8 protein-coding genes are annotated in these 13656 nt (G+C 59.0%); 6 read left to right on the top strand and 2 right to left on the bottom strand.

What is annotated here, in order from left to right; genetic code table 11:
* Nucleotides 1-3 precede the first annotated feature (3 nt).
* Complete coding sequence (locus ACZ5C3_RS16270) at nt 4-744, top strand: amino acid ABC transporter ATP-binding protein (protein ID WP_464044156.1); 741 nt, start codon at nt 4-6, stop codon at nt 742-744.
* A 60-nt stretch (nt 745-804) separates the two neighbouring features.
* On the opposite strand, the gene ACZ5C3_RS16265 is transcribed toward ACZ5C3_RS16270, so the two are convergent.
* The gene (locus ACZ5C3_RS16265; RefSeq protein WP_464031272.1) at nt 805-1845 is read right to left on the bottom strand and encodes a cysteine synthase A; all 1041 of its coding nucleotides are present in this window, start codon (nt 1843-1845) and stop codon (nt 805-807) included.
* Nucleotides 1846-1955: 110 nt separating this feature from the next.
* Nucleotides 1956-3185, bottom strand: coding sequence for a class I SAM-dependent methyltransferase (locus ACZ5C3_RS16260; protein WP_464031271.1), 1230 nt, complete (start codon nt 3183-3185; stop codon nt 1956-1958).
* 316 nt (nt 3186-3501) lie between these two features.
* Between ACZ5C3_RS16260 and ACZ5C3_RS16255 the strand changes: the two genes are divergently transcribed.
* The 5 genes from ACZ5C3_RS16255 to ACZ5C3_RS16235 are packed head-to-tail and all read left to right on the top strand — an operon-like array spanning nt 3502 to nt 13606.
* A complete protein-coding gene (locus tag ACZ5C3_RS16255) occupies nt 3502-5139 on the top strand; it encodes an efflux transporter outer membrane subunit (RefSeq protein ID WP_464031270.1) in 1638 nt (545 codons plus the stop codon).
* A complete protein-coding gene (locus ACZ5C3_RS16250; RefSeq protein WP_464031268.1) occupies nt 5129-6502 on the top strand; it encodes an efflux RND transporter periplasmic adaptor subunit in 1374 nt (457 codons plus the stop codon). Before ACZ5C3_RS16255 ends, ACZ5C3_RS16250 begins: the two co-directional genes overlap by 11 nt.
* Before the next feature lie 36 nt (nt 6503-6538).
* Complete coding sequence (locus ACZ5C3_RS16245) at nt 6539-9691, top strand: efflux RND transporter permease subunit (protein ID WP_464031267.1); 3153 nt, start codon at nt 6539-6541, stop codon at nt 9689-9691.
* Nucleotides 9691-12801 (top strand): efflux RND transporter permease subunit, encoded by a 3111-nt coding sequence (locus ACZ5C3_RS16240; RefSeq protein ID WP_464031266.1) that lies wholly within the window; start codon nt 9691-9693, stop codon nt 12799-12801. Before ACZ5C3_RS16245 ends, ACZ5C3_RS16240 begins: the two co-directional genes overlap by 1 nt.
* Before the next feature lie 43 nt (nt 12802-12844).
* Entirely contained in the window at nt 12845-13606 is a 762-nt protein-coding gene (locus ACZ5C3_RS16235) for a tRNA-uridine aminocarboxypropyltransferase (protein ID WP_464031264.1), read from the top strand.
* Nucleotides 13607-13656 lie beyond the last annotated feature (50 nt).

Genomic DNA, 13656 nt, shown 5'->3' with positions numbered 1-13656 from the left:
ATCATGAGCGCCGATCCTATTGTCAGCATCTCGGGCCTCAACAAGTGGTTCGGTGAATTCCATGTGTTGCGCGACATCGACCTGACCGTCGGGCGCGGGGAGCGGATTGTAGTCTGCGGGCCATCGGGGTCGGGCAAATCGACGTTGATCCGCTGCATCAACGCGCTGGAGGAGTTTCAGGAAGGCCGGATCATTGTCGATGACATCGAGCTTGGACCTAATCTACGCCGTGTAGATGATGTCCGGCGCGAAGTGGGCATGGTGTTCCAGAGCTTCAACTTGTTCCCGCATCTGACAGTGCTTGAAAATTGCACGCTGGCGCCGATCTGGGTGCGCAACATTCCCAAAAAGGAAGCCGAAGCTTCGGCGATGAAATATCTCGAACGCGTCCGCATCCCCGATAAAGCGAACAAGTATCCCGGACAGATTTCAGGTGGGCAACAGCAGCGCGTTGCGATCGCGCGGGCGCTGACCATGAATCCGAAGGTCATGTTGTTTGATGAGCCGACGTCGGCGCTCGATCCCGAGATGGTCAAGGAAGTGCTCGACACCATGGTTGATCTTGCCAAAGAGGGCATGACGATGCTGGTGGTGACGCACGAAATGGGGTTTGCCCGCGAGGTCGCCGATCGCGTCGTGTTTATGGATGCGGGGCAAATCATTGAAGCGAACACGCCGGAGAAATTCTTCTCCAATCCCCAGCACGCGCGGACCAAGCTGTTTCTCAGCCAGATTTTGCGTTGATACTAACGTCGGTTCTGATTGGATCAGAACCGACGTTTTCAATTTTTATTTTGAAACGCTTCAGACCTTCTCGAACGGCACGTCGATCTTCGTGCGCTTCTCGAGCCATGCTGGCACGGGAAGGTTCTTCGAGCGCATGAACTCCGGATTGAACAGCTTCGACTGATAGCGATTGCCGGAGTCGCAAAGAATGGTCACGATGGTATGGCCTGGACCAAGCTGCTTTGCCAGACGGATTGCACCGGCCACATTGATGCCGGTCGAGCCGCCGAGACAAAGGCCTTCGTGTTCCAATAGCTCGTAGATCACCGATACCGCTTCCTCATCCGGAATGAGGAACGCGTCGTCGACCTTGGCTTCCTTGATAATGGGCGTTACGCGGCCGAGCCCGATGCCTTCGGTGATGGAGTCACCCGGCGTCGACTTGGCGACGCCGTTTTTGAACAGCTCATACATTGCCGCGCCGTGCGGATCGGCGCAGCCGATGACGACGTTCTTGTTCTTCGACTTCAGGAACGAGCTGGTGCCCGCGAGCGTGCCGCCGGACCCAACCGAGCAGATAAAACCATCGACCTTGCCGCCGGTCTGCTCCCAGATCTCCGGGCCAGTCGATTCGAAGTGCGCCTTGGCGTTGTCGAGATTATTCCACTGATCGGCGAACAGCACGCCATTCGGCTCATTCTTGCGCAGCTGATCGGCGAGTCGTCTGCCGACATGCTGATAGTTGTTCGGATTGGAGAAGGGTAGCGCAGGGACTTCGACGAGCTCAGCGCCGCACAGCCGCAGCATGTCCTTCTTTTCCTGGCTCTGGGTCTCGGGAATGAGGATCAGCGTGCGATAGCCGCGCGCGCTCGCCACCACCGCAAGCCCGATGCCGGTATTGCCGGCGGTCGATTCCACGACGAGGCCGCCGGGCTTCAGATCGCCGCGCTTCTCTGCTTCCAGAATCATCCATTTGCCCGCGCGGTCTTTCACGGACTGTCCGGGATTCATGAACTCAGCCTTGCCGAGAATGTTGCATCCCGTCGCGTCCGACGCGCGTTTCAGCTTGATCAGGGGGGTATTGCCGATGGCTTCGACGACGTCATTACGAATATGCATGGGATCGGTTCGTGAGAGATAATGGGAAGGGTGAATAGCGTTGAATCAACCTAGTTCGCGCCAGCCATTCCCACAAGGGCTGGCCTCGTATGCGAGCCTTCGCGAAATGCTCAGCCAGACTTCGCGAAAACGACCTGGCGAACGTCGATGTTGCCGGACAGGAACCCAGCCTCGCAATAGGCGAGGTAATACTCCCAAAGCCGCCGGAAGCGCTCATCGAATCCCATGGGAGTTAGATTGGGCCACGCAGCGCGAAAATTGTCCCGCCAGGTCGCGAGCGTCTTGGCATAATCTTCTCCAAATATCCGTTCGCGGATAACAGGCACGCCAAATTTCTCACCGAGAGATTTGAGGATCTGCGGTGAGGGCAGCATGCCTCCAGGAAAAACGTACCGCTGAATGAAATCAACCTCGCGCCGATACGCTTTGAAGAAGCGATCCTGAATGGTGATGGCCTGAATGCCGGCAAATCCGCCCCGCGTCAGCCGATCGCGAAGCTGTTGGAAATAGTCCGGCCAGAACTGCTCACCGACGGCCTCAATCATCTCGATCGAAGCAATGCGGTCGTATTGTCCTCGCTCATCACGATAATCCTGAAAACGAATCTCAACCTTCTCGCTAAGACCGGCGGCTTGAATTCGCTTCTGCGCGAAATCTCGCTGCTCGGTGCTGATGGTTAGACCGACGACTTTCACATCGTAGTGCTTAGCGGCATATTCGGCGAAGCCTCCCCAGCCGCATCCAATCTCAAGCACTGTCTGCTGGGGCTGTAGATTGATGGCCTCGGCGAGGCGTCTGTATTTGTTGTGCTGTGCCGATGTGAGATCGCTGGTACTCTCGTCGAACAGGGCCGACGAGTAAGTCATGCTCGGATCAAGCCACGCTGAGTAAAATGAATTGCCGATATCGTAGTGCGCATGGATATTGCGCTGTGCCTGCTTTCTTGTATTTCGGTTGAACCAGTGGCGCATGGATTGTGCGAGCCGTGCGAGCGGCTTGTTGCCCAGCATGGTCTGGATCAACTCGTGATTGACGCAGAAGAGATAGAGAAACTCTGTGAGATTCTGTGTGTCCCATTCACGCCGGAGATAGGCTTCCGCGATCCCGAGATCGCCACCGCGCGCAAGCCGCCAGGCGAAGTCATAGTTGAAAATCGTCATCTGTGCCGCAGGACCGGGTTCAAGTCCGCCACAACGCAGCTTGCGTCCATCGGGTAAGGTGACGTCGAGGGTGCCGTAGCGAAGTCTTGCCGCGAAATGAAATGCGAGACGAACCAGCCGCGGAACGTCGGGCAATGTTGTTTTGACATTGTCGGGCGTCAGAACAATCAGGTCTAACATCGCACTGCTCCATCCGTGTGATGCGGCTCTGTGTCCAAGTTCTTTGCAATCCCGCGTGTGCTGCCGCTTGTCGGCCGTTCGGTCCTTTGTCGTTGGTCTCGCCGCTAAGTTTTGCGTCTTCGAAGTGAAGACGCAAGACCTTCTCATGAGGTGTCCAAAGCCAGATGGCGGCGATCGGACGCTTCAAAGAATTCATCGAGGAGGCCAAGGCTGTGCCGGCTAGCCCAAGCCCTGGCGTGAGACGGCTCGTTGATTCGGCTGTTGGGTGAGCCGTCCCATGAAATCTTTGTAATAATCAGGGTTTAGAGCGCCTAAATTGGCAAAACGTCCCAGATTCCAGCTAGAAACGGCGTGTAGGGATGATGCCTACGGAGCACACGCGCGCATGTTCTGGGGAACATGGTGGAACGTCACTGTCCGTAGCTGGATCGGCCCGTTAAAATGGGCTTTGGCGCTCCAGAAAGTGTGCATAGCGGTGTCGGTGTTCTTTTATCAGTTCAGGTGGCCAACATTGCCTTCGAGGCATCTGCTGGCGCTCCTCGCGGCATTCGCATTCGCTGCCACGTCGAGCGGATGCATCGTGACATCCGATTTGCCGGATCCCGCCCTGGATATTCCGGGTGTCTACAAGGACGCGCCCAGCGCCGCCCAAAACTTGCCGCCAACGCTGGACTGGTGGCGGGGCTTCCGCTCAAGGGAGCTCACCATCCTTATGGAGGAGGCGCAGACCGTTAATTTGGATATCGCCGCTGCCACAGCCCGTATCCGGCAGGCGGACGCCCAGGCCCAGCAAATCGGTGCAGCACTGTTGCCGAGTGTGTCGGGGACATTCTCAGGCTCGCGCTCACGCTCATCGAGCACGACCGGCACCATCACCACCGCGACGCCCATATCTGGCCGCGGCGAGGTGACAAACCATACGGCCTCGCTCAGCGCGAGTTATGAGATCGACTTCTGGGGTAAGAATCGCGACGCATTGTTGGCCGCCGAGGAAACGGCCAATGCCAACCGTTTCGATAGGGATGTTGTTGCGCTCACGACTTTGGTCAGCGTGGCAAACGCCTACTTCCAGGTCGTCGCTGCACAAGACCGTATCAAAACGGCAAACGGCAATATCGCAAGCGCGCAACGCATCTACGATGCCATCAAGGCGCGGGTAGACGCCGGCACCGGCTCCGACCTGGATCTGTCCCAACAGGAAAGCTTGCTGGCCAATCAAAAGGCCCTGATACCGCCGCTGCGTCAAGTCCTGGCACAGAACACGAATATGCTGGCCACCTTGGTCGCGCGGCCGCCGGAGCGGATACGGCTCACAGGGGGCACGCTGGGAGTGATCGCCATTCCTCGCGTGACGCCTGGATTGCCATCTGAATTGTTGACCCAACGGCCTGACATCCGCCGTCAGGAAAATCAGCTTGCCTCGGCCACCGCGAACGTGGGGAACGCCAGAGCGCAGTTCTTTCCCAGCATCCAGTTGACTGGGCAGGGTGGCTACCAGAGTGCTGCGCTTGCGACGTTGTTCACTCCGCAGTCTGCGTTCTTCAACGTGGCGGCCGGTCTGACCCAGCCGATTTTCGACGCCGGTCGCATCCAGGCGAACTTTGACTTGCAGAAGGCCATGCAGGACGAGTTGTTGCAAACTTATCGCAAAACAGTGATATCCGCTTTTTCAGACGTTGATACAGCTCTTGCAACGCTTAAGCAGGCCAATGAGCGTCTGAGGCTGCAGCGGATTGTTGTCACCTCGTCACGGCGGGCCTTTGAGCTATCGGAGCGGCAGCTCCGGGCGGGCACCATCGACATCGTGACTGTGCTAAACACCCAATTGACACTATTCCAAGCGGAAGATGCGCTGATACAGGCACAACTTGCCCGGCTTCAGGCCGTGGTCAGCCTCTACCAGGCATTAGGTGGCGGTTGGTCGCCAAAGACGGAGCCGGCCGATGCTCTTTAAGCCAGATGAATTGAATGAAAAAGCCAAAGCGGCGGGCGATGGTGTCGCGCGTGTTGCATCAGGCGCGCGCAGGCGAACGGTTTCGATTTTCATCACGCTCCTGATCATCGGCGGGCTTGGCTATATCGGCTGGACCTATCTGCAGCCCAAGCAGAATGCGGCACATGTCCGCCCGGATCTATCAATCCCGGTTCTTGCGGCAACGCCGCGAATTGAGGACGTGCCAGTTTATCTCGACGGTGTTGGGACCGTGCGCGCGTTGAACAACGTTACGGTTCGGGCGCAGGTCGACGGCAAGTTGCTGTCGGTCAATTTCAAGGAAGGCCAGGACGTCAAGGCTGGTGACGTTCTCGCCGAGATTGATCCGGTTATCTTTAAGGCTCAATACGATCAGGCCGTCGCCAAAAAGGCGCAGGACGAAGCGACGCTGTCAAACGCCCGGATGGATCTGGTTCGGTATCAGCAGTTGGCCTCTGCAAAGGCAGGCTCCGCGCAGCAGGCTGATACCCAAAAGGCACTGGTTGCCCAGCTCGAAGCGCTTGTGCAGTCGGATCAAGCGGCCATCGACAATGCGCAAGCGACACTCGGCTACACAAAAATCGTGGCGCCACTTTCAGGTCGCGCCGGACTTCGTCAGGTCGATCAGGGCAATATTGTTCATGCCGCCGACGCCACTGGCGTGGTGGTGATCACGCAACTGCAGCCGATCGCGGTTCAGTTCAGCTTGCCGCAGCAGCAGATCGTTCGCGTCAATGCAGCGTCGGCGACCGGAGCGTTGTCCGTCGACGTCTTTGGCAACGACGGTAAGACGGTTGTGGACACCGGCACCGTCACCGGCATGGACAATCAGGTCGACCAGACCACGGGCACGGTGAAGATCAAGGCGGAATTTCCAAACGCCAACTATCAGCTTTGGCCTGGTCAATTCGTCAATGTGCGTCTGAAGGTGCAGACCTTGGACAAGGCGATTGTCGTACCGACAGCTGCAGTTCAACGTGGGCCGGCGGGTACGTTCGTCTACGTCATTGGCAACGACAATATCGTCACGGCTCGAACCGTGAAGGTCACGCAGCAGACCGAGACCAATGCGGTTATCGCATCGGGCGTTTCGGTCGAGGATCAGGTTGTCACCACTGGTTTTGCCAATCTGTCCGATGGCGCCAAGGTCACGATCAGCAAGGACTATCAGGCACCCACGCCGGATCTCGCGCCACGCAAACGCCAAGGTGGGGGCGAAAAAGGTCAGCGCGGTGAAAAGGGGGAACGCGGCGAAAAGGGCGAGCGGCGTCATCAAAGGGAGCAGGGAGCTGCGCCGCAAGGCGGGCAACAACAGACGGGCGGCGGCGCGAAAGCACCGCAATGAGCCAACATATAGCGTCGAACCTGTGAGCGCGCATCGATGAGCGTCTCGGAACCATTTATCAAGCGGCCGATCGCGACATCGTTGCTCGGCGTCGCTCTTCTGATTGGCGGCGCTCTCGGCTATTGGGCGCTTCCCGTTTCGGCCCTGCCTCAAGTCGACTTCCCAACGGTTCAGGTCACGACCCAGTTGCCCGGTGCGAGCCCGGACGTCGCTGCCTCACTGGTGACCGCACCGCTGGAGCGACAACTCGGACAGATCCCGTCGCTGGTGTCGATGAACTCGACGAGTTCGTACGGCGTTAGCCAAATTTCACTGCAATTCGATCTCAATCGCGACATTGATGGAGCAACGCAAGACGTCCAGGCTGCGATTAACGCCGCCGCCGGCGTGCTGCCCAAGAATCTGCCGTATCCGCCGACCTACGCGAAGGTCAATCCGGCGGATGCGCCGGTCCTGACGCTCGCGATGACGTCGGAAACATCGTCGCTGCGCGCAATGAGCGATCTTGCCGACACGATGATGGCGCAGCGGCTGGCGCAGATATCCGGCGTGGGGCGTGTGTCCATTCTGGGAGGTCTCAAGCCCGCCGTGCGTGTCCAGGCGGATCTCGCGCGTCTCGCGGCGTACGGCATTTCTATGGAAGACTTGCGGAACGCCATTGCCGGCGCCAACGTATCGGGGCCGAAAGGATCGCTCGACGGCGCACACCAGGCCTATACGATCGCGGCTAACGACCAGATTGCCGTCGCTGACGCCTACAGGCCGATCATCATCGCTTACCGCAACAATTCTCCGGTTACGATCGGCGACGTCGCGCAGATCATTGATGGGCTTGAGAACGAGAAAACCGGTGCTTGGTATCAGGGCAAACCTGCGGTCGTCATCGAGATCCAGCGTCAGCCTGGCGCCAACGTCATCGATGTGGTGCGGCAAATCCGCGAGGAAATCCCGCGGCTGCAGAAGGCGGTTCCGGCCGGCGTCGATCTGACTGTCGTCAGTGATCGTACGGTCACCATCCGCGCATCCGTTCGTGACGTACAGTTCACGCTGGTCCTCAGCGTTGTGCTGGTCACGCTCGTGGTGCTTATCTTCCTACGCTCGCTGCGCGCAACGCTGATCGCAGGCGTAGCGCTGCCGCTCTCGCTGATTACCAGCTTCGGCGTCATGTATTTTGCCGGATTCAGCCTCGACAACCTGTCTCTGATGGCACTCACCATCGGGACCGGATTCGTGGTCGACGACGCCATCGTGATGATCGAAAACATCGTTCGTCATATGGAGGACGGCGAAAGCGTCATGGATGCTGCGCTGCGCGGCGCCAGCGAAATCGGCTTCACCGTGATTTCGCTGACCGTGTCGTTGATCGCAGTCTTCATTCCGCTGCTGTTCATGTCAGGTCTCGTCGGACGCATGTTCCGGGAGTTTGCGCTGACGCTGACGATTGCGGTTGTCACATCGGCTGTCGTGTCGCTGACTTTGACGCCGATGATGTGTTCGCGTTTGTTGAAGCTGCATCACGAAGAGTTCGCGGTGCCCGGTCTTGCGATGATCAGTCGCTGGATCGACAAGATGATCGAATTTTATCACCGCACGCTGCTGGTGGTCTTGCGGCACCAGCGCGCGACGTTGGTCGTGACGTTCCTGACCATCATTGCGACGCTCGCTTTGTATGTTGTCGCTCCAAAAGGCTTCTTGCCGTTACAGGACACGGCGTCGATCACGGCGGTGACCGAAGCAGGCCCTGAAGTGTCGTTCGCAGATATGCAGCTGAGGCAAACGCAGGTCGCTAATGCGATCAAGGCCGATCCTGATATCGTCGGCGTCGTTTCCGTGATCGGTGCGGGATCGGTAAACCCGACCACCAATGTCGGCCGCCTCGTTCTGACGCTAAAGCCGCGTGGTGAACGCGAGACCGACATTGCCGTCGTCGTGGACCGTCTCAAGCAGCGGGTGGCAAGCATTCCCGGCATGACGGTCTATTTCCAGGCGGTGCAGGATATTCAGATCAGTACGCGGACGAGCCGGTCGCAATACCAGTACACGTTGACTGCGACTGATGCGCCGTCGGTCGTGGAATGGGGCAACAAGCTCGTCCAGGAGATGCGCCGCGATCCGATGTTCCGCGACGTTTCCTCTGACGGTCAAGAGGGCGGCTTGCGCGCCATCGTCAACATCGATCGCCAACGCGCCGGACAGCTTGGCGTCTCAGTACAGGCTGTCAACGACACGCTCAACGATGCCTTCAGCCAGCGCCAGATTTCAACGATTTTTGGTCAGGCCAATCAGTACCGTGTCGTGCTGGAAGCGTTGCCGGAATATCAGCGCGATCCATCGGTTTTGTCGAAGCTGTACGTGCCCGGCGCTGCGGGCGTGTCGGGAGCGCCCGGCGCGCAGGTGCCGATCGAAGCGGTTGCCAGTGTCATACGGACAACCGCTCCATTATCGATCTCGCATCAGTCGCAGTTCCCCGCAGTGTCGCTGTCATTCAATCTTGCCCCCGGCGAGGCGCTTGGGAATGCGGTGGAACGAATTGCGGAGATCGAGACCCGCATCGGTATGCCTGGAAACATCGTCGGGCTCTATTCGGGCGATGCAGCCGAATTCTCCAACTCGTTGTCGGGGCAGCCGTGGCTGATCCTCGCAGCCCTCGTGACGATCTACATCGTGCTCGGCGTGCTGTACGAAAGCTACATCCATCCGATCACCATTCTATCGACGCTCCCTTCCGCGGGAGTGGGCGCGATCCTTGCTCTGATGTTGTTCGGGCAGGACTTGTCGGTGATCGGCTTGATCGGCATCATTCTCCTGATGGGTATCGTCAAGAAGAACGCCATCATGATGATCGATTTTGCGCTGGAGGCGGAGCGCCATCAGGGATTGTCGGCCTATGATGCCATTGTGAAGGCCTGCCTGTTGCGTTTCCGTCCCATCATGATGACGACGCTGGCGGCGCTGTTCGGCGCACTGCCGCTGGCGATCGAAAGCGGGACCGGCGCGGAACTACGCTTTCCGCTCGGCGTGTCGATCATTGGCGGATTGATCGTCTCCCAGATCCTGACGCTCTACACGACACCGGTCATCTACCTTGCACTGGATCGGATCAACCGCCGGATCGAAGCACCGGTGCCGCCTGACGAGTCCGGCAAGCCGTCGCCTCCGATCGCGGGAGCGACAGAGGGGGTGCAGTAATGGCCTCGCTCTCCGAACCTTTCATCCGCAGGCCGGTCGGCACGACGTTGCTGGCCATCGGATTATTTTTGGTCGGAGCGGTCGCCTACAATTTCCTACCGGTGGCGAGCATTCCGTCGGTGGATTTCCCGTCGATCCGCGTCTCGGCCTCTCGGCCGGGCGCCGACCCGACCATCATGGCGTCGACCGTTGCCGCACCACTGGAACGGCGGCTCGGAGAAATCGCCGGTATCGACCAAATCACGTCGACCAGTTCGCTTGGTACGACCAGCATTTCATTGCAGTTCGCCATCGGGCGGAATATCGACCGCGCCGCGCGTGACGTGCAGGCTGCGATCAATGCCTCGCTCGCCGATCTGCCGACCGACCTGCCGACGTTGCCGAATTTTCGCAAAGCCAATCCTGCCGCGTCTCCGGTCCTCATCATTGCTCTGACCTCGAAGACAATGCTGCCGAGCGCGATCTACGATGTCGCGGATACAGTGATCGCCCAACGCATTTCGCAGGTGCCGGGGGTGGGCGAGGCGACGGTGAGCGGCGCGGACCAGCCCGCAGTTCGTGTTCAGCTCAATCCTGGGGCACTGGCGACAGCGGGGATCGCCAGCGACGATGTCCGCAACGCCATCGTGAACGCCAATGCCATAGGCCCCGTTGGAACATTCAACGGTGCGGTGCTCGGCGAAACCATTGCGACAAATCCGCAAATGCGGACCGCTGCCCAGTTCCGCGACCTCGTCATCAAAAGCTCCAACGGCAATTTCGTGCGGCTGGCCGATATCGCCAACGTCACGGACGCGACACGCAATAGCCGTTCGATCGCATGGTTCAACAAGCAACCGGCCGTCCTCATCACGGTCACGAAGCAGCAAGATGCCAACGTCATCGACACCGTCGACCGGGTCAAAGCGCTGTTACCGGAGTTGAAGCAATGGATGCCGGGAGGGGTTGAAATTTCAATTCTCTCGGACCGCACCGGAACGATCCGCGCCAACGTCGAGGACATGGAGTGGACGCTCGGGGCGACTGCGCTCCTGGTAATGCTGGTCGTCTTCGTATTCGTGCGCCGGATGACGCCGACGATCGCGGCTGGGATATCCGTACCGCTGGCGCTGGCGGGGACGTGCGCCGCCATGTGGGTCGCGGGATTTTCGATCAACAATTTATCGCTGATGGCGCTCGCGGTTTCGGTCGGCTTCGTGGTCGATGATGCCATCGTCATGATCGAGAACATGTACCGTAATCTCGAAGAAGGGATGACGCCTTATCAAGCGGCATTGCTCGGCGCCAAGCAGATCGGTTTCACGGTGTTATCGATCAGCATTTCTCTGGTGGCAGCGTTTACGCCGCTGATCTTCATGGATGGTATCGTCGGCCGGTTGTTCCGTGAGTTCTCGCTGACACTGACATTTGCCATCATGGTGTCGATGGTCGTGTCGCTGACTGTGACGCCGATGATCTGCGCGCACTATATCAAGGCGGCCGTTTCGCCGGACGCAACGCGGTTCGACCGGTTGATTGAGGGAAGCCTGTCGCGGATCGTCCGCTTCTATGAGCGGACGTTGCACGTTGTATTGCGCTTGCCGATTTTGACGATGCTGGTGTTCATCGCAACGATCGCGGTGACAGTGACGCTCTACATCAAGACTCCCAAGGGATATTTCCCGACAGATGACAGCGGTCTGGTGATCGGCTCAACGCGCGCGTCGCCGGATGTTTCATTCCAGGCGATGCTTGGTCTGCAGCAACAGATCGCTGATATCGTGATGGCGGATCCTGCCGTGGCTGGAGTTGGATCGAGCCTCGGCGGCAGCGGCGGCCCCGGAGGCGGGGGCGCCAACCGCGGAACGATGTTTATCAGCCTCAAGGACCTCGATGAGCGTGGTGGCCTAACGACGACGCAGGTCATCGATCGTCTCCGGCGCAATCTTGGTGCTGTGCCGGGCATCCGTCTGTTCATGTTCGCCGCACAGGATTTGCGTGCGGGCGGCCGCCAGAGCGATTCCAATTACCAGTACACGCTCATCAGTTCGGATCTCGACCTGCTGGCGAAGTGGGCACCCATCGTTGCGAAGAGGTTCGAAACAGTCGAGGGGATCACTGACGTTTCGAGTGACCGCGATGCTGCTGGCCTAGCGTTGAATTTGACGCTCGACCGGAAGACGGCTGCGAGCCTCGGCGTCCAGGTGCAGGATATCGACAACGCCTTGAACAATGCGTTCTCCCAGCGGCAAGTATCGATCATCTATACGCAACGAAATCAGTATCAAATTATTCTGGAAGTCGATCCGCGATTGCAGGGTGATCCGTCGGCGCTTGATAAGATTTATGTGGCGGGGGCGGGCGATTCACAGGTGCCGCTCTCCGCAGTGGTTCACATGGAGCGGGGGCTCTCGCCTCTGTCGGTCTTTCATCAGGCCTCGTTCCCGTCAAACACCATTTCGTTCAATGTCCCCGACGGAGTGCCATTGCAGACCGCGACCGGTAACATCCTGCGTGCGGTTGAAGAGCTCCATATGCCCGAAGGTATCCGCGGCGAATTCGCGGGCAATGCCGCCGACAGCCAGAAAACCGCGAGCCGTCAGCCGCTGCTGATTCTCGGCGCGCTGATCGCGGTCTACATTGTGCTGGGCGTGCTCTATGAAAGCCTGGCCCATCCGTTCACAATCATTTCGACATTGCCCTCCGCCGGGCTCGGCGCGCTGCTGGCTTTGCAGATCACAAACACGCCGCTCACGGTGATCGCCTTCATCGGAATCATTCTTCTGATAGGAATCGTGAAGAAGAACGGCATCATGATCGTCGACTTCGCGCTGGAAGGAGAGAGGCAACGTGGGTTGTCGTCGGAGGACGCGATCTTCGAGGCCTGCCTCGCGCGCTTCCGGCCGATTTTGATGACGACGATGGCGGCACTTCTTGCTGCCGTTCCGCTTGTCGTCGCCACAGGGCCGGGCACGGAACTGCGCAGGCCGTTGGGTATCACTATTATCGGCGGTTTGATCGTGTCCCAGATCCTGACGCTCTACACCACGCCGGTGATCTATCTGTTGATCGATAAGCTCCGTGGCCGCGAGACGCCGGCACCGCTGCCTGGACCTGCTCCTGCTGAATAGGGGCTACATGGACAGAGCCCGCCGGGCAGCGTATAGGCGTTGAATGTCCCCGCATCCCAAATCTGAAGTCGGCGCGTTGGTGCCCGAAGAAATCTCGGAGTGTCCGCACTGCGGCAAGCCCGAGCCGCTGTGCATTTGCAGCGATATTGCGCCGATCGACAACCGTATCGAGGTCCTGATCCTCCAGCATCCGCAGGAGCAGGACAGGGCGCTCGGAACGGCTCGTCTGACGGCTTTGCACCTGCAGAACGCGGCGCTGAAGATCGGGTTGTCCTGGCCAAGTCTCTCCAAGATCCTCGGCCGTTCCCTTGACCCTCAGCGCTGGGCAATTCTCTATCTCGGCTCCGCGAAGGTCGCAGACCTCGAAACGGACAACGAAGTGGTCGCGATCGATCGCAAGGGGGGCCTTGAGGATGGCCAGCGCGCGATCCTGAACGACATTGAGGGGGTCATCCTGCTTGACGGCACCTGGAGCCAGGCCAAGGCGCTGTGGTGGCGAAACGCATGGATGCTGAAATGTCGGCGCATCATTCTCGGACCCGAGCGGCCATCGCGCTATGGCAAGCTCCGCAAGGAGCCGAGGCAAGATGGGCTGTCCACCATCGAAGCCGCTGGAATGGTTTTGAGTCGGTTGGAAAAGCGTCCCGAGATCGAGACCGCGTTGACCGCGAGTTTTGAGCGGCTGCTGACGCGCTTTCGCGAGGTCCAGGCGGTGATGCCGGAATTGGCGCCTAAGCCACGGCCCAAGCGTGATTATCGCCGTCCTGCAAAGAAGCGCGGCAAGTCTGCATTGTCGAAAAGCTAGATTTTTGCGAATCAGAAACTTCAGCGAACATCGATCGTTCCCGGCGCTCG

The organism is Afipia dichlorophenoxyacetatis (assembly GCF_055386385.1).
This window is presented reverse-complemented; position numbering and strand designations above follow the sequence as displayed.